17 protein-coding genes and 2 rRNA genes (1 of these 19 only partly in view) are annotated in these 19,495 nt (G+C 71.2%); 16 read left to right on the top strand and 3 right to left on the bottom strand.

The genetic code is table 11. The features are described from left to right. The 10 genes from OG896_RS16035 to OG896_RS15990 all read left to right on the top strand — a co-directional run. Positions 1-1,559, top strand: a 23S ribosomal RNA gene (locus tag OG896_RS16035) (it extends 1,566 nt beyond the left edge of the window). A 112-nt stretch (positions 1,560-1,671) separates the two neighbouring features. Further along, a 5S ribosomal RNA gene (rrf, locus tag OG896_RS16030) occupies positions 1,672-1,788 on the top strand. A 78-nt stretch (positions 1,789-1,866) separates the two neighbouring features. Beyond that, on the top strand, positions 1,867-2,514 hold the full coding sequence (locus tag OG896_RS16025; RefSeq protein WP_329366072.1) for an HAD family hydrolase: 648 nt from the start codon (positions 1,867-1,869) through the stop codon (positions 2,512-2,514). A 112-nt stretch (positions 2,515-2,626) separates the two neighbouring features. Continuing rightward, the gene (locus OG896_RS16020) at positions 2,627-4,021 is read left to right on the top strand and encodes an MFS transporter (RefSeq protein ID WP_329366070.1); all 1,395 of its coding nucleotides are present in this window, start codon (positions 2,627-2,629) and stop codon (positions 4,019-4,021) included. Continuing rightward, the gene (locus OG896_RS16015) at positions 3,990-5,174 is read left to right on the top strand and encodes an acetoin utilization protein AcuC (RefSeq protein ID WP_329366068.1); all 1,185 of its coding nucleotides are present in this window, start codon (positions 3,990-3,992) and stop codon (positions 5,172-5,174) included. The genes OG896_RS16020 and OG896_RS16015 overlap by 32 nt, the downstream gene beginning before the upstream one ends. Positions 5,175-5,275: 101 nt before the next feature. Beyond that, positions 5,276-6,076 carry a phosphatase gene (locus OG896_RS16010; protein WP_329374046.1) on the top strand — a complete coding sequence of 267 codons (801 nt, stop codon included), beginning with the start codon at positions 5,276-5,278 and terminating at the stop codon, positions 6,074-6,076. 129 nt (positions 6,077-6,205) lie between these two features. Beyond that, entirely contained in the window at positions 6,206-6,418 is a 213-nt protein-coding gene (locus OG896_RS16005; RefSeq protein WP_202235362.1) for a helix-turn-helix domain-containing protein, read from the top strand. A gap of 29 nt (positions 6,419-6,447) precedes the next feature. Further along, the gene (locus OG896_RS40410; RefSeq protein WP_443057055.1) at positions 6,448-6,663 is read left to right on the top strand and encodes a 30S ribosomal protein bS22; all 216 of its coding nucleotides are present in this window, start codon (positions 6,448-6,450) and stop codon (positions 6,661-6,663) included. Positions 6,664-6,827: 164 nt separating this feature from the next. After that, complete coding sequence (locus OG896_RS15995; protein ID WP_329366066.1) at positions 6,828-7,871, top strand: NAD-dependent epimerase/dehydratase family protein; 1,044 nt, start codon at positions 6,828-6,830, stop codon at positions 7,869-7,871. 88 nt (positions 7,872-7,959) lie between these two features. Next, entirely contained in the window at positions 7,960-9,174 is a 1,215-nt protein-coding gene (locus tag OG896_RS15990) for a lysophospholipid acyltransferase family protein (RefSeq protein WP_329366064.1), read from the top strand. Between the two features lie 93 nt (positions 9,175-9,267). Here OG896_RS15990 and OG896_RS15985 read toward each other — a convergent pair whose 3' ends face one another. The 3 genes from OG896_RS15985 to OG896_RS15975 all read right to left on the bottom strand — a co-directional run bounded on the left by OG896_RS15985 (position 9,268) and on the right by OG896_RS15975 (position 13,043). Further along, positions 9,268-10,632 carry a DUF5667 domain-containing protein gene (locus OG896_RS15985; protein ID WP_329366062.1) on the bottom strand — a complete coding sequence of 455 codons (1,365 nt, stop codon included), beginning with the start codon at positions 10,630-10,632 and terminating at the stop codon, positions 9,268-9,270. 198 nt (positions 10,633-10,830) lie between these two features. Continuing rightward, positions 10,831-11,631, bottom strand: a complete 801-nt coding sequence (locus OG896_RS15980) for an ECF subfamily RNA polymerase sigma factor, BldN family (RefSeq protein ID WP_328467712.1) — start codon at positions 11,629-11,631, stop codon at positions 10,831-10,833. A 485-nt stretch (positions 11,632-12,116) separates the two neighbouring features. Further along, positions 12,117-13,043 (bottom strand): HAD family hydrolase, encoded by a 927-nt coding sequence (locus OG896_RS15975; RefSeq protein WP_329366055.1) that lies wholly within the window; start codon positions 13,041-13,043, stop codon positions 12,117-12,119. An 83-nt stretch (positions 13,044-13,126) separates the two neighbouring features. Here OG896_RS15975 and OG896_RS15970 point away from each other — a divergent pair, with 83 nt between their 5' ends. From OG896_RS15970 to OG896_RS15945, 6 genes are all read left to right on the top strand, one after another. Then, positions 13,127-13,372: a glutaredoxin family protein gene (locus tag OG896_RS15970; protein ID WP_329366053.1), complete on the top strand. Its 246-nt coding sequence runs from the start codon at positions 13,127-13,129 to the stop codon at positions 13,370-13,372. A gap of 223 nt (positions 13,373-13,595) precedes the next feature. Continuing rightward, positions 13,596-14,273: a 3'-5' exonuclease gene (locus tag OG896_RS15965; RefSeq protein WP_329366050.1), complete on the top strand. Its 678-nt coding sequence runs from the start codon at positions 13,596-13,598 to the stop codon at positions 14,271-14,273. Positions 14,274-14,404: 131 nt separating this feature from the next. Next, positions 14,405-15,115, top strand: a complete 711-nt coding sequence (locus tag OG896_RS15960) for a redox-sensing transcriptional repressor Rex (RefSeq protein WP_103887072.1) — start codon at positions 14,405-14,407, stop codon at positions 15,113-15,115. 73 nt (positions 15,116-15,188) lie between these two features. Next, positions 15,189-16,553: a glutamyl-tRNA reductase gene (locus tag OG896_RS15955; RefSeq protein WP_329366047.1), complete on the top strand. Its 1,365-nt coding sequence runs from the start codon at positions 15,189-15,191 to the stop codon at positions 16,551-16,553. Then, on the top strand, positions 16,546-17,658 hold the full coding sequence (gene hemC, locus OG896_RS15950) for a hydroxymethylbilane synthase (protein ID WP_329366045.1): 1,113 nt from the start codon (positions 16,546-16,548) through the stop codon (positions 17,656-17,658). Before OG896_RS15955 ends, hemC begins: the two co-directional genes overlap by 8 nt. 71 nt (positions 17,659-17,729) lie before the next feature. Next, entirely contained in the window at positions 17,730-19,316 is a 1,587-nt protein-coding gene (locus OG896_RS15945) for a uroporphyrinogen-III synthase (RefSeq protein ID WP_329374044.1), read from the top strand. Positions 19,317-19,495 lie beyond the last annotated feature (179 nt).

Here is a 19,495-nt window from a genome sequence, read left to right as displayed (position 1 = left end):
AAGCCGCCTCTGATCTCTTCGGAGTGAGGGGGAGTGGTGGAGCCGCTGAACCGGACTTGTAGTAGGTAAGCGATGGGGTGACGCAGGAAGGTAGTCCAGCCCGGGCAGTGGTTGTCCCGGGGTAAGGGTGTAGGACGTGTGGTAGGTAAATCCGTCACACATGAAGTCTGAGACCTGATGCCGAGCCGATTGTGGTGAAGTGGATGATCCTATGCTGTCGAGAAAAGCCTCTAGCGAGTTTCATGGCGGCCCGTACCCTAAACCGACTCAGGTGGTCAGGTAGAGAATACCGAGGCGTTCGGGTGAACTATGGTTAAGGAACTCGGCAAAATGCCCCCGTAACTTCGGGAGAAGGGGGGCCACTTCCGGTGATCATCTTTACGGTGTGAGCTGGGGGTGGCCGCAGAGACCAGCGAGAAGCGACTGTTTACTAAAAACACAGGTCCGTGCGAAGCCGTAAGGCGATGTATACGGACTGACGCCTGCCCGGTGCTGGAACGTTAAGGGGACCGGTTAGTCCTGTTTCGACAGGGCGAAGCTGAGAACTTAAGCGCCAGTAAACGGCGGTGGTAACTATAACCATCCTAAGGTAGCGAAATTCCTTGTCGGGTAAGTTCCGACCTGCACGAATGGCGTAACGACTTCTCGACTGTCTCAACCATAGGCCCGGTGAAATTGCACTACGAGTAAAGATGCTCGTTTCGCGCAGCAGGACGGAAAGACCCCGGGACCTTTACTATAGCTTGATATTGGTGTTCGGTTCGGCTTGTGTAGGATAGGTGGGAGACTTTGATATCGCGGCGCCAGCCGTGGTGGAGTCGTCGTTGAAATACCACTCTGGTCGTGCTGGATGTCTAACCTCGGTCCGTGATCCGGATCAGGGACAGTGTCTGGTGGGTAGTTTAACTGGGGCGGTTGCCTCCTAAAGGGTAACGGAGGCGCCCAAAGGTTCCCTCAGCCTGGTTGGCAATCAGGTGTTGAGTGTAAGTGCACAAGGGAGCTTGACTGTGAGACTGACGGGTCGAGCAGGTACGAAAGTAGGGACTAGTGATCCGGCGGTGGCTTGTGGAAGCGCCGTCGCTCAACGGATAAAAGGTACCCCGGGGATAACAGGCTGATCTTCCCCAAGAGTCCATATCGACGGGATGGTTTGGCACCTCGATGTCGGCTCGTCGCATCCTGGGGCTGGAGTCGGTCCCAAGGGTTGGGCTGTTCGCCCATTAAAGCGGTACGCGAGCTGGGTTTAGAACGTCGTGAGACAGTTCGGTCCCTATCCGCTGCGCGCGTTGGAGTCTTGAGAAGGGCTGTCCCTAGTACGAGAGGACCGGGACGGACGAACCTCTGGTGTGCCAGTTGTCCTGCCAAGGGCATGGCTGGTTGGCTACGTTCGGGAGGGATAACCGCTGAAAGCATCTAAGCGGGAAGCCTGCTTCGAGATGAGGGCTCCCACCCACTTGATGGGGTAAGGCTCCCAGTAGACGACTGGGTTGATAGGCCGGATGTGGAAGCCTCGTGAGGGGTGGAGCTGACCGGTACTAATAGGCCGAGGGCTTGTCCATGTGTGCTCGCGTCCACTGTGTAGTTCTGAAACAACCAGCAACCACACACTCCTAGCCCGGTTCTTTTATGGGGCTGGGTTGGTGTGTGGTGTGTGGGACAGTTTCATAGTGTTTCGGTGGTCATAGCGTTAGGGAAACGCCCGGTTACATTCCGAACCCGGAAGCTAAGCCTTTCAGCGCCGATGGTACTGCAGGGGGGACCCTGTGGGAGAGTAGGACACCGCCGAACAATTTTTCAGCTCGGGTCCCCCGATTAATTCGGGGGACCCGAGCTTTTTTGCGTTCAGCACCCCTGTACGGTGAGCCCGTGCAGTACGACCTGGTGATCTTCGACAACGACGGCGTCCTGGTGGACAGCGAGCCGATCTCCAACCGCATTCTCGCGGACTGCCTCACCGCGGCCGGACACCCCACCACCTACGAGGACTCCCTCCGCGACTTCATGGGAGCGGCACCGCACCGTATCCACGATGTGGTGCGCGAGCGGTCGGGTGCGGAGTTGCCCGCCGACTTCGACGCGGCCTATCACGCGCAGGTCTTCGCCGCGTTCGAGCGGGAGCTGGAGCCGGTGGACGGCGTGGCGGTCGTCCTGGAGAAGCTGGCGGCGGAAGGGGTGCCGTACTGCCTGGCGTCGTCCGGGGGGCATGAACGGATTCGGGTCGCCCTGCGGAAGACCGGGCTGTACGCACGGTTCGGGGAGGAGCGGATCTTCTCCGCGCAGGACGTGGGGCGTGGCAAGCCGGCGCCCGACCTGTTCCTGCACGCCGCACGTGAGATGGGGGTCGCCCCCGACCGGTGTGCCGTGGTGGAGGACAGCCGGCTGGGTGTGGCGGCGGCGCTCGCGGCCGGGATGGACGTGTACGGGTACACCGCGATGACGCCGGCCGAGAAGCTCGTGGGGGCGACGGCGCTCTTCCACACCATGGCGGAGCTCCCCGGACTGCTGTCCTGCTGACCGTTCCGGCGGCACGTGCGGCGGCAGGCGTGACGGTCCGCACCGCACTCGGCGAGGAATCGTTTCCCCGGCCCCTACTCATCCGTAGCTTTCGCGCTTAGCCTGCTCGCTTATGGATGTCGCTCGCCCGCAGGCCCTGCGGCAAGGCCGAGCCGCCCTCGCGGTCAGCTTCTTCGCGCAGGGCGTGCTGTTCGCGTTGCTCGTGACCCGTATCCCCGCGATCCAGGACCGCTACGGGATCAGCGACGGACTGCTGCCGGTGTTCCTGGCGGCCGTGCCGATCCTGGCCGGCATCGGGAGCGTGCTGACCGAGCAGCTGGTGAAGCGGGTACGGCCGAGCGTGGTGCTGCGCTGGGTGCAGCCGACGGTGGGGCTGGTGCTGGCCGGCCTGGGTGCCGGGGACCGGCTATGGGTGGCGGCGGTGACGTTGGCGCTGTTCGGGGTGTGCGTCGGCGGGCTCGACGCGTCCATGAACATGCTGGGCGTGAGCCTCCAACGGGCCTGGGGGCAGAGCATCATGCTGGGTTTCCACGCCGCCTACAGCCTGGGCGGCATCGTGGGGGCGTCACTGGCCTGGTCGGGCGCGCACTGGCACTTCGCGCTGTTCTCGCTGTACGCGCCCGCGGCGCTGGTGCTGATCCCGCTGGCACTGACCGCGAGCCGCTGGTACCGCGACCAGCAGCCCGACGACGCGGCCGTGGCCGCCGCCTCCGGTGCCCAGGGCGCCCAGGCGCCCGACGGTGCCCGTGGCGCGGCCGGTGAGGGCCTGGCGATGCCGTACGGCCCCGAGCCGCCCGCGTCGGCGACCGCGGGCCTTCCCGCCGCGTCCGGGGTGTCCGGGGGGTCCGGGGTGTCCGCCGCGTCCGACCCGGCCGGCGCGTACCCGGCCGTGCCCCGGGCCGTCCAGCAGGTCGCCATGCGGATGCTGCTGCCGCTGTGCCTGGTGATGGCGTTCGCGTACATCGGCGACTCGACGGTCTCCAACTGGAGCGCGAAGTACTTGCAGGACACCCTGCACAGTTCGGACCAGCTCTCCACGGTGCCGTACGCGGTGTACATGGTGACGACGCTGATCGGGCGGTCGGTCGGTGACCTCGGGGTGCGGCGGTTCGGGGCGGTCGCGGTGGTGCGGCTGGGCACCGTGGGGGCGGTGGCCGGGTTCGCGGTGGTGGCGGTGGCGCCGGGGCCCTGGGTGGGCATGCTCGGCTTCATGCTGCTCGGGCTCGGGTTGTGCGTGGTCGTGCCGCAGACCTTCGCCGCGGCCGGGCGGATGTTCCCCGACGCGTCGGACACGGCGATCGCACGGCTGAACATCTTCAACTACGTCGGGTTCCTGGTCGGGTCGCCGCTGGTGGGCGCGCTCGGCGACGCGTGGAGCTACCGCGGCGCCATGGTCGTACCGATGGTGCTGGTGGCGGCGACGCTGGTGTACGCGCGGTCATTCGCGGCCGGGCCCGCCGGGTACGGTGTCGGCCATGAGCGGCCGCGCACAGTTGATGTGGGATGACCAGGAGACGGCGTACGACTTCGGGGCCGGGCACCCGATGGACCCCGTGCGGCTCAAGCTGACCTGGGCCCTGGTGCGGGCGTTCGGCCTGGACGCGGGGTTGAAGGTGGTGGCGGCGCCGCCGGCCGGGGACTCGACGTTGGAACTGGTGCACCGGGCGGACTACGTGGCGGCCGTGCGCCGGGCCTCGGCGGACCCGCGGGCCGCGCAGGCCGGCGCGGAGGCGGGGTACGGGATCGGCAGCGTCGACAACCCGGCGTTCGCCGCGATGCACGACGCGTCCGCGCTGATCGCGGGGCAGTCGGTGGGTGCGGCCGAGGCGGTGTGGCGGGGCGAGGTCGAGCACGCGGTGAACTTCGCCGGCGGGCTGCACCACGCGATGCCGGGCCAGGCGGCGGGCTTCTGCGTCTACAACGACGCGGCGCTCGCGGTGGCGCGGCTGCTGGAGTTGGGCGCGGAGCGGGTGGTGTACGTGGACACGGACGTACATCACGGGGATGGCGTGCAGACGGTGTTCTGGGACGATCCGCGGGTGCTGACGATCTCGTTGCACGAGACGCCGCGCACGCTCTTCCCGTTTGCCAGCGGGTGGCCGGAGGAGACCGGCGGGGCGGCGGAGGGCGGCGCGGTGAACGTGGCGCTGCCGGCCGGGACCGGGGACGCGGGCTGGCTGCGGGCGTTCCACGCGGTGGTGCCGGAGTTGGTGGCGGCGTTCCGGCCGCAGGTGCTGGTGTCGCAGCACGGCGTGGACACCCACGTGGAGGACCCGCTGGCGCATCTCGCGGTGTCGCTGGACGCGCAGCGGGTGGTCGCGGAGGCGTGCCACCGGCTGGCGCACGAGCACGCGCAGGGGCGCTGGTTGGCGCTGGGCGGCGGCGGTTACGCCGTGGCGGACGTGGTGCCGCGGGCGTGGACGCATCTGGTGGCGATCGCGGCGGGGACGCCGGTCGCGCCGCAGACGCTCGTGCCGCAGGAGTGGCAGGAGCAGGCGTACGCGCTGACCCGGACGTCGGTGTCGGCGCGGATGACGGACGGGGCGGCGGCGCGCTGGACGGAGTTCGACGACGGCGGGTACGACCCGGCGTCGCGGCTGGACCAGGCGGTGCTGGCGACGCGGCGGGCGGTCTTCCCGCTGCACGGGCTGCTGCCGTAGCCGCGGTCGCGGCCCGGTGCCGGACCCGGCGCCCCACCCGTGGGAGTGATTTCGGAGGGTTCGTCATGCGCCGGGCGCACGACGTGGGCAGGATCGGCCGGGTGGTGAGTGTGGGTGCGCTGCGCGCACATCTGGTGGCGGTGGGGCTCGCGGGCCGGGTGGGCACCGCGCGGGAGCAGAGCCTGGTGAACTACGGGCTGTTCGCGGCGCGTGATCCTCGGCTGACCTGCGGGCTGGAACCCGACGGCGAGTGGGGGCGGGCGGAGTTGCTGCGGTTGATGGCCGACCGGTGCGGGGTGTCGGCCGATCCGGGGCAGACGTCGGGGCCGGACGCGATCGATCCGGACCGCACGGTGGCGGCGCTGGACGCCTTCGCGGAACGCCTGGCACGGGCGGCGCACGACCGCGTACCCGTCCTGTTGGGCACAGGACATCCACATCGCCTCCTTGGTTTCTACGCAACTTTGGCCGCCGCTCTGTCGGCGGCCGGGTGCCAAGTACTCACCCCGCCCTACGCTCGCTGCATGCGTATGTCCACACACTTCGGCGTACGCGCACACCGCCTCGGCTACGTCGGAGGGGTGGCTCTGGTGCGTTCGGAGGGGGCGGAGCGCGGGGCGCACACGCACTCGCCGCTGCCGGTCCGGGCGGCGCTCGCAGCGGCTGCCGAACAGGCCGGGATATTGCCGAAACTGGTGGTCGGAGACCATGGATTCGTCTGCGGGGCAGGGCAGTTGGGCATCGAGGCGATCGGCCTGGGGGACTGCGACGACCCCGCGGTTTTCGTCGCGGAAGCGGAGGGCAGGGTGTCGGTGGCCGTACCACTCGACGACACCGCTCGCTCGGACTACTACCGGCCGGTCACCCGCTACGTGTTGAAGAGTGCGTGGCTCGCACAGTAGTCAACCCTTCGCAACTCCTCTTCCCCACTCGCATCATCCGCCCCTAATCTGAGGGGGAGCGCACATGCCTGTTTGGAGTCGCCGGAGGGGAAGCCGGTGGCCGTCATGTGCGGAAGGTTCAGGTGTGTCATGGCTGTAACTGAAAGTCGGCCTCTCAACGAGGTCGTGTTCCTCACCGTCGCCGAAGTCGCGGCGGTAATGAGGGTGTCGAAGATGACCGTGTACCGGCTGGTGCACAGCGGTCATCTGCCGGCGATTCGCGTGGGTCGGTCCTTCCGGGTTCCGGAGCAGGCCGTGCACGAGTACCTGCGGGAATCCTATGTGGGGGTGGAGTCTGCCTGAGCTGCCCGAGGCGGCCCGGTAACGGGCCGGTGACGGACCGCGTGGGCCTCGGTTACGTTCGTCCGCTCGGGGCGGGTAGGCTTGGCCGACGTAGGTCGTGTGGGCTCGGACGCCCCGCACCGAGTGAAACCGAAGCGAGGGTTGTCGTGGGCTCTGTCATCAAGAAGCGGCGTAAGCGTATGGCGAAGAAGAAGCACCGCAAGCTTCTGAAGCGGACGCGTGTTCAGCGCCGTAACAAGAAGTAAGCGAGCTTTTTGCCGCTCTCCTGCCCCCTTCCTCCGCCTGATTCAGGGTGGTCGAAGGGGGCAGTGGCATGTACGGGGGCCGGTCGGGGCGCGGGGGCGTTTCGTCACCGTCGCGCAACAGCGGCGGGGTACGGTGACAGCATTCCCCGAGGAAGGCGCTGAACGTGGGCAAGGTGGTGCTCGTCACCGGAGTCGCGCGGCAGCTCAGCGGGCGGTTCGTCCGGCGTGTGCAGCGTGAGCCCGAGGTCGACCGGGTGGTCGCGGTCGACGCGGTGCCGCCGGAGCACGACCTGGGGGACGCGCAGTTCGTGCGGGCCGACATCCGGCAGCCGATGATCGGCAAGGTGCTGGCGCGGCACTCCGTGGACACCGTGGTGCACCTGGACGTCAGCGGCACCCCGCTGGGCTCCGGCGGCCGCACCCAGGCCAAGGAGACCAACGTCATCGGCACGATGCAGCTGCTGGGCGCGTGCCAGAAGGCGCCGACCGTCCGGCGGCTGGTGGTGAAGTCCACCACGAGCGTCTACGGTTCCGCGCCGCGCGACCCGGCGGTGTTCAGCGAGACCACCCCGGTCAAGTCGCTGCCCAGCGGCGGCTTCGCGAAGGACGCGGTCGAGGTCGAGGGGTACGTCCGCGGCTTCGCCCGGCGTCGGCCCGACGTGGCGGTGGCGGTGCTGCGGTTCGCGAACATCCTCGGCCCGCGGGCGGACACCCCGCTCGCGGAGTTCTTCGACCTGCCGGTGCTGCCCACCGTGTTCGGGTACGACCCCAGGTTGCAGTTCGTGCACGAGGACGACGTCAACGAGGTGCTGGTGGTCGCGGCCACGGAGGCGCGGCGCGGGACGCTCAACAGCGGCACGTTCAACATCGCGGGCGACGGGGTGCTGCTGCTGTCGCAGACCGCGCGGCGGCTGGGCCGTCCGACCGTGCCGGTGCTGCTGCCCGCGGTGACGTGGGTGGGCCGGATGCTGCGGACCGCGGGCGTGACGGACTTCTCCAGCGAGCAGATCCGACTGCTCACCCACGGCCGGGTGGTCGACACCCGGCAGATGCGGGAGACGCTGGGCTTCCACGCCGCGTTCACCACTGCGGAAACGTTCCACGACTTCGCCCGCACCCGGCAGCCCGGCCTGCTGCCGCCCGCACGGGTGGCGGCCGCGGTCGACGAGGTGGCGGCCAGGGTGCGGCGTACGGAGCCGGCGCGATGACGGTGGACGTGGCGGCGGCGGATGCGGTGACGGCGGTGGACGGCGTGGGATCGATGCGGGGGCCGGAGCGGCAGAAGGAGCGGCAGCCATGACGGACGCGAAGGTCATTCCGTTCGGGGATGACGCCCGTCGCCGCGGCAGTGGTGGCGGCAGTGGTGGCGCAGGAGCCGGGGCGCGGCGGTCGCGGAGCCGGGAGCGCAAGGCGGGCCCGCCGGGGGCGGGCCAGACGGCCGAGGGAGGCGCCCAGGCGCCGCTGGCGGCCGTACCGGAGGAGGGCCCGGGGATTCCGGCGCAGGCGGACGGGTCGGAGCCGGCAGGGCCGGGGGAGGGCCCGCACGGCGGCACCGCGGCCGAGGGGCCGGCGGCCGGCACGAGCGGTGCCGGCGACTCCGGAGGCCCGGGGTCCGATCAGGGCGCACCGCTGGCCGCGGCGCTCGGCGCGGTCGCCGACCGGCTGCTCGGCGGGCCGTGGGAGCGGAAGGTCGCGGCCGGGCTGTCGTTCCTGCGCCGGCGGGTGACCGGGGACTACGACGTCGACGAGTTCGGTTTCGACGCCGACCTCACCGACCAGGTGCTGCTGTCGCTGCTGCGCCCGCTGTACGAGGGGTACTTCAGGGTCGAGGTCAAGGGCATCGAGAACATCCCCGTGGAGGGCGGCGCCCTGGTGGTGTCGAACCACTCCGGGACGCTGCCGTTCGACGCGCTGATGACCCAGGTCGCCGTGCACGACCACCACCCGGCCGGGCGGCACCTGCGGCTGCTGGCCGCGGACCTGGTGTTCGTGCTGCCGGTCATCAACGAGCTGGCGCGCAAGGCCGGGCACACCCTGGCCTGCTCGGAGGACGCGCAACTGCTGCTGGAGCGGGGCGAGGTGGTCGGGGTGATGCCCGAGGGCTTCAAGGGCCTGGGGAAGCCCTTCTCCGAGCGGTACAAGCTCCAGCGGTTCGGGCGGGGCGGGTTCGTGGCGACGGCCCTGAAGACGAAGGTGCCGATCGTGCCGTGCTCGGTGGTGGGCGCGGAGGAGATCTACCCGATGGTGGGCAACTCCCGCACGCTCTCCCGCGTCCTCGGCGTCCCGTACTTCCCGCTCACGCCGACCTTCCCCTGGCTCGGCCCGCTCGGCCTGGTTCCGCTGCCGACCAAGTGGACGATCCAGTTCGGCGAGCCGATCCCCACGGAGTCGTATCCGCCGGAGGCCGCGGACGACCCGATGCTCGTCTTCAACCTGACCGACCAGGTCCGCGAGACCATCCAGCACACGCTGTACGAGCTGCTGGTGGAGCGGCGGTCGGTGTTCTTCTGAGCGCCGTCTTGCGGAGATCGGGGGCGGGTACGCGTCGGGGGCGGGTGGTCCGGGTGGACCGTCCGCCCCCGACGCGTACCGTGATGCGTGCCGTCAGCCCTGGTCGTCGCTGCTGGTCAGGCCGAGACCGGGGAGGAGACCGGGGAGCAGCGGGGGCAGCTCGACGGAGTGGTGCGGCGAGCTGGGGGTCTCCGTCGGGGTCGCCCCGGGGATGCCGGGGAGGGTGGGCTGCGTGTCGAGCAGCTTGCCGGAGCCGCCGATGAGACCGTCGGGAGCACTGTCGGAGGGCGAGGGGCTGGGGCTCTGCCCGCTGTCCTCGCCGGCCGTGCCCTTCGTCGTGGTCGTCGCCGACGGGCTGCCCGAGGGACCGCTGCCGGGGATGCCGCCGTCGTGACCGGTCCCGGAGCCGTCCGCGCCGTGGGTGGCGGGTGTGCCGGGGCGGTCCTTCTGCGGCAGGGACAGCGGCGCGACCTCTGCGTCTATGGCGTCGAAGAGCGAGGTCACCTGGTCGGAGACGTCGGTGAGCTGGCTGGGCAGCTTGCCGCTCAGGTCGGCCCAGCCCTGCCGGTGGCTCTCCGCGAAGGTGTTCAGCAGCTCCATCGGCTGGAGCGAGCCGTCCTTCTGGTAGGCCGCGGTGAGCAGGCGGTGCCCCTCGGACACCTCCTGGTGCATCCCGGAGAGCGCCTTGCGCACCTCGCCGACCGACTCGCTGTCGAGCTGGCCGCCGCGCCCGCGGTCCATCAGCCGGCGGGCCTCCTGCATGCGGGTGGACGCCATGTCGAGGTAGACCTTGCCCCGGGAGGAGTCGCTGCCCGCCATGTCCAGCTTGATGTCCTCCATGCTGCGCTTGAGGCCGTAGAGGCTGTCACCGGGCAGGGCGTTGGTGCTCGCCGCCGCGACGCCGCCGAAGGCACCGGCGGCGACTCCCATGGTGAGCCCGCCGACCGCGATCCGGCGTGACAGCCGGGAGCGCGGAGCGAGCTTGCGCAGCGCGGCCGCGGGTGCTCGCCTGGGGCTCTCGCCGCGTTGCTCGGGCACCCGGACGGTGGCGCGGAAGCTGCCGTCGGCGATGGCCTGCTCCATGGCGGCGATCAGCTGGGCGCGCTGCACCGTCTTCTGCTCGGGGTCCATCGCGGGGCGGGGCCGCCGGCCGAGCACCTCGGCGAGCGCGACCATCGAGACCTGCTCGGGGTCGGCGTGCCGGTCGGCGGCATGGGAGCCGTGCCCTCCGCCGGCGCTGTGCGCGCCGCCGTGGCCGCCGTGCTCGCCATGGCTGCCCGTACCGGCACCCGCGCCGGAACCGCGGGCACCGGACCCGTGGCCGTCGGCACCGCCGTCCGTACCGGTACCGGCGCCGTGCCCACCGGTGGTCTCCTCGCGGCCGCCGTCAAGCCCGGCGTCCTCGACCGCCTGGGCGAAGGCGTTCGCCCGACGGTGTGCCGTTGCCTGTCCGATCACGGGCGGCACCTCCTCTCGTCTCCACACTCGACTCCTCCCGCCGTCTGGAAGGTTGCCCTCTCCCAGGCCGTCCACCCGATCGGGTGAAAAACGGTGAGCGGCGTGCGGCGCGGAAGTGTCTGCATGTGTTGCAACGAGTGCCGGTCCGGTTGGGTTACGCAGGTCTGATGATCGGGCAGGGTGAACCGTACGCGGTGCTCATCTGGCGTCTTCGGGCAGCAGGCGGGCCAGGGTGCGCACCGCGCGATACTGGAGCGTCTTGATGGCGCCCTCGTTCTTCCCCATCACCCGGGCGGTCTCGGCCACCGACAGGCCCTGCAGGAAGCGCAGGGTGATGCACTCCTGCTGCTGCGGGTTGAGCTTGCGGACGGCGGTGAGCAGCGCCTCGTTGGAGAGCTGTTCCAGGACCGATTCCTCGGGGCTGCGGGCCACCTCGTTGGCGTCCAGCATTTCGCCGGTGGTCACTTCGAGTCGGAACCTGCTCGACTTGAAGTGGTCGGCGACCAGGTTGCGGGCGATCGTGACCAGCCACGCGCCGAAGTCGCGGCCCTGCCAGGTGAAGGTGCCGATACGGCGCAGGGCGCGCAGAAAGGTCTCGCTGGTCAGGTCCTCGGCGGTGGCCTTGGAGCCGACCCGGTAGTAGATGTACCGGTAGACGGTGTCGCTGTAGTGGTCGTAGAGCCGCCCGAAGGCCTCGGTCTCGCCGCTCTGCGCGGCTTCGACCAGGTCCATCATGCGGCCGCTGTCGGTGTCCGACGCGGGCCGGCGGGCGTGGGCGCCCTTGTCGGCGGCGCTCTGGCCGCGCTGCGGGCTGCTGTTGCGGGTGCGTCTGCCTGCGGCGGTGCTGACTTCGGCCAGGGCGTAAGCCGAGCCGGGGACGGTGGGACCGGACGTGGCGAGGGCGGGCACGGCGAACGCGGGGACACGCGGCAACTGGTCGGAGACCAGAGCGCGCAGCGCAGCCAGGCCGGAGGTGACAACCCCGTCGTGTGGGTACACGGGACTCCCAGAGGCAGAACTTCCATCACGTGCAGTACGGGACCGTTCACCCGTCGTGGCGACGTGTGGGTACCGGAATGCGTCTGAGGAGAATAACGCTTCGTACAGGCGACGCTACACCGAGTTGTGGAATTCGCCGTTTCCGGCACTTCCTGTGCGGAATCGTGATCGACCAATTATCGAACAGGGCACCCGAGTTGACCACTTGCAGTCGTGAAGCGCTCGTGTGAAGCGCGTGTTGTGCTCGTGTCGAAGTCGGCGAAGCGAGCCGCGTGTTCGACGGAGCGAGCCATGCGGGGTGGCCGCGGTCGGCCGCGCCGGGGCGTACGCGGGCGGACCGTGAGGGGGCGGGTCGAACGAGGGCGGGTCGAACGGCGGCGGGCTGTACGGGAGCGGGGTCCGGGTCTCCGCGGTCGGGCCGGGCGGGCCGGGCGGGCCGGGCGGGCCGGGTGGCGCGGGTTGGTGCGGTTGGTGCGGGCTCGCCGTCAGCGGTAGCGCCGGCGCACGGCCACCGCCGCCAGCACCCCACCGGTCACCGCGCCCATGCCCGCGGCCGCGGGAATCCCGATCTTCGCGGCCTTGCGCCCCGTGCGGTAGTCGCGCAGCCGCCATCCCTCGGCCCGCGCGTGCTTGCGCAGCGCGCTGTCGGGGTTGACCGCGTACGGGTGTCCGACCAGCGAGAGCATCGGGATGTCGTTGGTGGAGTCGCTGTAGGCCGCGCACCGCGACAGGTCGAGGTCCTCGGCCGTCGCCAGCGCCCGTACCGCCTCGGCCTTGGCCGGGCCGTGCAGGGGTTCGCCGACCAGCCGGCCGGTGTAGACGCCGTCGACGGACTCGGCGACGGTGCCCAGCGCCCCGGTCAGGCCGAGCCGGCGGGCGATGATCGTGGCGGTCTCCACGGGCGCGGCCGTGACCAGCCAGACCCGCTGCCCGGCGTCGAGGTGGGCCTGGGCGAGCGCGCGGGTGCCGGGCCAGATCTTGCCGGCCATGTACTCGTCGTAGATCTCCTCGCCGATGCTCATCAGCTCCTCGACCCGGTGCCCCTTGACGATGGACAGCGCGCTGTCGCGGGCGTCCTGCATGTGCTCGGGGTCCTCGGAGCCGGCCAGCCGGAAGTACGCCTGCTGCCAGGCGAACCGGAGCAGGTCGCGCTTGTCGAAGAACTTCCGCTTGTACAGCCCGCGGCCGAAGTGGAAGAGCGCGGCGCCCTGCATCACGGTGTTGTCGAGGTCGAAGAAGGCGGCGGCCCGCGGGTCGCCCGCCACCGGGAACTGCGGCTCCTCGGTTTCGGCCGCCGCGTCGCCGGACCGCGCCTCGCTGCCGAGCGCGGCCTCCGCGGCGGCCTCTCCTGCCAGCACGCTCCGCTCGGTGGCGGACTGCTTACGGGGGGTGAGCCATTTGAGAGCGGCCATGTCGCGAGCATAACCAGATCGGGGGGCGGGTCGGCTGCGGCCGGGATGCGGGCGCGTGAACGGCGCGGGACACAATGGCGGGTATGACGACGACCCCGAAGACGGTGACCTTGATCGGCAAGCCCGGCTGCCACTTGTGCGACGACGCCCGAGCCGTGATCGAGAAGGTCGCCGCGGAGACGGGCGCGGCCGTGGCCGAGCAGGACATCACCCAGGACGCGGAGTTGTACGACCGCTACTGGGAGCAGATCCCGGTGGTGCTGGTCGACGGCGAGCAGCACACCTTCTGGCGGGTCGACGAGCGGCGGCTGCGCGCGGCGCTGGCCTGAGCGGGCGCTGAGCCCGACCCCGCGCGCACCTGACCCGACCTGGCCCGACCCGGCGCTCACCTCACCTGGCGCACGGCCCCGGCCGCCCGACCCGGCGCTCGGACACGTGAATCCGTGCACGAACCTCTGGGCATTTTGAGCGGATTGCCTACGGAGCCGCGTATTCGATTACCATCAGGGGCGTTTTGTACACCCGGGGGCGATGCGTGAGGAGTGTGGGCACGTGCTTCCGGGCCGGAGTCAGGGTTCGTACGGCTATGCCGTCGTGGACTTGGAGGCGACCGGCTCGTCCTCGCACCGGCACCGGGTGGTGGAGTTGGCGGTGCTGCTGCTGGACCCGGACCTGGTGCCGCAGGGCGAGTTCACCACGCTGATCGACCCGCAGGGACCGGTCGGCCCCACCCACATCCACGGCATCGAGCCGGAGCACCTGAGCGGGGCGCCGCGGTTCTCCGCGATCGCCGCCCGGCTGCTGGCGCTGCTGCGCGGCCGGGTGCTGGTCGGCCACAACGTCGGCTGTGACCGGGCCTTTCTGGTCGCGGAGTACGCGCGGCTGGGCCTGCGGCTGCCCGCGGTGCCCGAGGTGTGCACGATGCGGATCGCGGCGGCGGCCGGCGGCGGCCCCGCGCCGTACGGGCTGTCGCTGCGGGCCCGCGCCGCCGCGATCGGGCTCACCGACTGGAGTCCGCACACCGCGCTCGGTGACGCCCGCGCCACGGCGGCGCTGCTGGCCCACCACGCCCCGCAACTGCCCGGCCTGTCCGAGCTGCTGGCGACCGCGGCCGGGCTGCGGTGGCCGGAGCCGTCCGACCTGCCGGCGGCGGCGGACGGCCTGTGGGTTCGGCGCAGCAACGATTCGGCACGGCGAACAGTGCCGAATGTCCGGCATGGGCATGCGTGATGCCCATCACTTCCGCCGGGCAAATCGGACACCATCTTTGTGCACGCGTTCACAAAGACATAGCCTGGCGTCCACGGGGCGTCCCCAAAGACCGTGGTCGCCCTCAGCCCAGCTCTACCCGCAGGAGCACCGTGGCAACTGGCCGAACACACCGACCGGCGACCCGCGGCCGAGGAATTCCCGAGGCCACCGTCGCCAGGCTTCCGCTGTATCTGCGGGCACTGACAGCACTCTCGGAGCGCTCCGTGCCCACCGTCTCCTCGGAAGAACTCGCCGCCGCCGCCGGAGTCAACTCCGCGAAGCTGCGCAAGGACTTCTCCTACCTCGGCTCCTACGGGACGCGCGGGGTCGGATACGACGTGGAGTACCTCGTCTACCAGATCAGCCGGGAACTCGGCCTCACCCAGGACTGGCCGGTCGTCATCGTCGGTATCGGCAACCTCGGCGCCGCGCTCGCCAACTACGGCGGGTTCGCCTCCCGGGGCTTCCGGGTCGCCGCGCTGCTGGACGCCGACGCGGGCCTGGCCGGGCGCCTGGTCGCGGGCCTGCCGGTGCGGCACATCGACGAACTCGAGGCGATCGTCGCGGACAACCAGGTGTCCATCGGGGTGATCGCGACCCCGGCCGGCGCCGCCCAGGAGGTCACCGACCGCCTCGTCGCGGCCGGCGTCACCTCGATCCTCAACTTCGCCCCGACCGTGCTGTCGGTGCCCGACGGGGTCGACGTGCGCAAGGTCGACCTCTCCATCGAACTGCAGATCCTCGCCTTCCACGAGCAGCGCAAGGCCGGTGAGGAACGCCAGGACCCGGACGGTGACGTACCCGCCGTGATGCCGGCATGAGCGAGCGCAGCGAGAGCACCCTCGGAAGGTGCGCCCCGGCCGCGGGCCGGCCCGAGCACAGCGGGAGGCGCGCATGAGCCTCCTTGTCGTCGGGCTGAGCCACCGCACCGCGCCGGTCAGCGTCCTCGAGCGCGCCGCGCTGCCCGAGGGCGCGCGCGCCAAGCTGCTCCAGGACACGGTGGCCTGCGAACCGGCCACCGAGGCCGCGGTGCTGGCCACCTGCAACCGCATAGAGCTGTACGCCGATGTCGACAAGTTCCACGCCGGGGTGGCCGAACTGACCACGCTGCTCGCCCAGCACAGCTCCGCCGGCCTGGACGAGCTGACCCCGCACCTGTACGTGCACTACGAGGACCGGGCCGTCCACCACCTGCTGTCGGTGGCCTGCGGGCTGGACTCCATGGTGGTCGGCGAGGGCCAGATCCTCGGCCAGATCAAGGACGCCCTCGCCCTCGGCCAGCAGCAGCACACCGCCGGGCGCCTGCTCAACGATCTGTTCCAGCAGGCGCTGCGAGTCGGCAAGCGGGCCCACTCCGAGACCGGCATCGACCGCGCCGGACAGTCCCTGGTCACCTTCGGACTGTCCCAACTGGCCCCCGCCACCGGCCCGCTCGACGGCCGCAGCGCCCTGGTGGTCGGCGCCGGATCGATGTCCTCGCTCGCCGCGGCGACCCTCGCCCGGGCCGGCGTCCGCGAGTTGGCGATCGCCAACCGCACCGTCGAACGCGCCCAGCGGCTGGCCCGCGCGCTCGCCGACCAGCACCCCGGCCTGAGCACCCGCGCACTCACCATCGCCGACGTGCCCGACGCCGTCGCGCAGGCCGACCTCGTGGTGTCCTGCACCGGCGCCACCGGCCTGGTGCTGACCGCGGACGACCTGCGGACCGCCGTCGCCCGCCGCACCGGCGAAGGACCGCTGGCCGTACTGGACCTGGCGATGCCGCGGGACGTGGACTCGGCCGCCCACCAGCTCGACGGCCTGCACTTCGCGGACATCGAGTCGCTCGCCGCGGCCTCCGCCGACGCCCCGATGGCCGCCGACGTGGACCAGGTGCGGGCGATCGTCTCCCAGGAGGTCGCCGCCTTCGGCGCGGCCCAGCGGGCGGCCCGGATCACCCCCACCGTGGTGGCGCTGCGCGCGATGGCGGCCGACGTCGTGGCGGGTGAACTTTCCCGACTCGACGGTAGGCTGCCCGATCTGGACGACAAGCAGCGCGCCGAGATCACCCAGACGGTACGCCGTGTGGTGGACAAACTCCTGCACGCTCCGACCGTGCGGGTCAAGCAGCTTGCCGGTGAGCCCGGCGGCGCCGGGTACGCCGACGCGCTGCGTGAACTCTTCGACCTCGACCCGCAGGCGGTCGCCGCCGTCAGCCGGGCCGACACCCGGCCGCCGACCCGGGTGGCACAGAACCGAATCGAGGCGGGCAATGAGTAACCCTGCGGGGCCGGGACCGGAAACGGTGCGGCCGTCGGCCGCGGCCCCCGGACCGATCGGCGCCGGTGCCGCCACCGCGGAGGCGGGCCCGGCAACGGACCGGCCCGCGCCGGCCGCTGACGTGCGCGCGCCCCACCGCGACTCCGCCTCCGGCGGGCGACCGCTGCGGCTGGGCACCCGCCGCAGCAAGCTCGCGATGGCGCAGTCCGGCATGGTCGCCGACCAGGTACGGCAGTTGACCGGCCGGCCGGTCGAGCTCGTGGAGATCACCACCTACGGCGACGTCTCCAAGGAGAGCCTGGCCCGCATCGGCGGCACCGGGGTGTTCGTCTCCGCGCTGCGCGACGCGCTGCTCACCGGCGGGATCGACTTCGCCGTGCACAGCCTCAAGGACCTGCCCACCGCCGAGCCCGACGACCTGGTCCTGGCCGCGATCCCGGTCCGCGAGGACCCCCGCGACGCGCTGGTGGCCCGTGACGGCCTCACCTTCGCCGAGCTGCCGCCCGGCGCCAAGGTCGGCACCGGCTCGCCGCGCCGCATGGCGCAGCTCAACGCGTGGGCACGGTCACACGATCTGGACATCGAGACGGTCCCGATCCGTGGCAACGTTGACACCCGAATCGGGTACGTTACTTCAGGCACGCTCGACGCGGTCGTGCTGGCCGCCGCCGGGCTGAACCGTATCGGCAGGCTCGCCGAGGCGAGCGAGCTGATCGACACCAGCGTCAGCCTGCCCGCTCCCGGACAGGGGGCACTGGCCGTCGAGTGCGCCGCCTCCAACCAGGAGTTGGCCGCACAGCTCGCCGAACTCGACGACCCGTTCACCCGGGCCGCCGTGACCGCCGAGCGATCCCTGCTCGCCGCCCTTGAGGCCGGTTGCTCCGCCCCCGTGGGCGCGCTGGCCGACCTCGTGGCCGACGGGCAGTTTACCGAGCTGCGCCTGCGCGGCGTCGTCGGCACCACCGACGGCACCTCGCTGGTGCAGATGTCCACCACCGGTCCCGTACCGGCGTCGGACGACGAGGCGCGGGCCGTTGGCCGCGAACTCGCCGTGGCGATGCTCGCCAAGGGTGCGGCCGGTCTTATGGGGGAGCGCACATCTTGAACCCCGCCGCCGTCGCTACAACCAACCCGGCCGGCACCGCCGCCGGTCCGGCCGTACCAGCAGCCGGGCACGTGACCTTCCTCGGTGCCGGGCCCGGTGACCCGGGCCTGCTGACTCTGCGCGCCGTCGAGGCACTCGCCCTCGCCGACGTGCTCGTCGGCGCCGGACACGTGCTCGACGTCGTCCGCGGCCACGCCCGCGCCGACGTGGGCACGGCCGAACCCGCCGTCAACGGTGAGGTGTTGGACACCGCCGACGCCGCCGCTGCTGCCTCACAGCTTGTCATGTCGTCCGCGCGCACCGGTAAGCGGGTGGTACGCGCGGTGGCCGGCGACCCCGGTCTGGACGCGTCCACGGCCGAGGAGATGCTGGCCTGCGCCCACGCGGGCATCCCGTTCGAGGTCGTCCCCGGCGTCGCCGCCGCCCTCGGCGTGCCCGCGTACGCCGGCGTGCCGCTCAGCGGCGACGTCCGGTTCGTGGACGCGGCCACCGCCTCCGACCAGTGCTGGGGCGAGGTCGGCGCGAGCTCCGCGACGCTGGTGGTCTCCACCACGCTGCAGACCGTCGCCGCGGCCGCCGCCGAACTCGTCGCCGCCGGGCGCAAGCCCGACACCGCGCTGACCGTCACCGTGGCCGGCACCACCACCCGCCAGCGCACCTGGAGCGCCACCCTGGCGACCATCGCGGCCGAGCTGAAGGCGACCAAGGCGCTGCCGACGCCCGAGGGGCCGATCGCCGCGATAGCCGTGGTCGGCGAGCCCACCGCGTACCGGCGGCAGCTGTCCTGGTTCGAGACCAAGCCGCTGTTCGGCTGGCGGGTCCTGGTGCCGCGCACCAAGGAGCAGGCCGCCTCCCTGTCGGACCAGCTGCGCTCCTACGGTGCGGTCCCGCACGAGGTGCCGACCATCGCGGTCGAACCCCCGCGCACCCCGCAGCAGATGGAGCGCGCGGTCAAGGGCCTGGTCACCGGTCGCTACGAATGGATCGCGTTCACCTCGGTCAACGCGGTCAAGGCGGTCCGGGAGAAGTTCGAGGAGTACGGCCTGGACGCCCGGGCGTTCGCCGGGATAAAGGTCGCCGCCGTCGGCGAGCAGACCGCGCAGGCGCTGGTCGAGTTCGGCGTCAAGCCGGACCTGGTGCCCAGCGGTGAGCAGTCCGCCGCCGGGCTGCTGGAGGACTGGCCGCCCTACGACCCGGTCTTCGACCCGATCGACCGGGTGTTCCTGCCGCGCGCCGACATCGCCACCGAGACGCTCGTCGCCGGTCTGGTGGAACTCGGCTGGGAGGTCGACGACGTCACCGCCTACCGCACGGTGCGCGCCTCGCCCCCGCCGGCCGAGACCCGCGAGGCGATCAAGGGCGGCGGCTTCGACGCGGTGCTGTTCACCTCGTCCTCCACGGTGCGCAACCTCGTCGGGATCGCCGGCAAGCCGCACAACGTGACCGTCATCGCCTGTATCGGGCCCGCGACCGCGAAGACGGCGGAGGAGCACGGGCTGCGGGTGGACGTGATGGCTCCCGAGCCGTCCGTGCACGCGCTCGCGCAGGCGCTCGCGGAGTTCGGGCGGGCACGACGTGCCGCGGCCGAGGAGGCGGGCGATCCTGTCACGCGGCCCAGCGAGCGTCGGCCGGGTGCCCGGCGCCGCTCCCGGGTCTGACGGGCCCCTCCGGGGTGGATGGTCCTGTCGGTTCCGGGACCACCCACCAGTGGGTGGTCCCGGAACCGGCGTGCGGGGGGCACGCCGGAGGGTCAGGGCCGCCCCGGGAGCACCGACTTTGCGTCGGGAAGAGCACCCTGCGTACGGGCGTACCGTGGAAAGCCTGGTACAGATCCGCA

Source organism: Streptomyces sp. NBC_00669 (genome assembly GCF_036226785.1).
Taxonomy (GTDB): Bacteria; Actinomycetota; Actinomycetes; order Streptomycetales; family Streptomycetaceae; genus Actinacidiphila.
This window is presented reverse-complemented; position numbering and strand designations above follow the sequence as displayed.

Bases quoted from the DNA above. Each gene is read 5' to 3' on its own strand.
- OG896_RS16015 (WP_329366068.1), top strand. From the start codon at position 3,990: ATGAGCGGCCGCGCACAGTTGATGTGGGATGACCAGGAGACGGCGTAC.
- OG896_RS16020 (WP_329366070.1), top strand. From the start codon at position 2,627: ATGGATGTCGCTCGCCCGCAGGCCCTGCGGCAAGGCCGAGCCGCCCTC.
- OG896_RS15955 (WP_329366047.1), top strand. From the start codon at position 15,189: ATGAGCCTCCTTGTCGTCGGGCTGAGCCACCGCACCGCGCCGGTCAGC.
- hemC (WP_329366045.1), top strand. From the start codon at position 16,546: ATGAGTAACCCTGCGGGGCCGGGACCGGAAACGGTGCGGCCGTCGGCC.
- OG896_RS16005 (WP_202235362.1), top strand. From the start codon at position 6,206: ATGGCTGTAACTGAAAGTCGGCCTCTCAACGAGGTCGTGTTCCTCACC.
- OG896_RS15970 (WP_329366053.1), top strand. From the start codon at position 13,127: ATGACGACGACCCCGAAGACGGTGACCTTGATCGGCAAGCCCGGCTGC.
- OG896_RS15990 (WP_329366064.1), top strand. From the start codon at position 7,960: ATGACGGACGCGAAGGTCATTCCGTTCGGGGATGACGCCCGTCGCCGC.
- OG896_RS15975 (WP_329366055.1), bottom strand. From the start codon at position 13,043: ATGGCCGCTCTCAAATGGCTCACCCCCCGTAAGCAGTCCGCCACCGAG.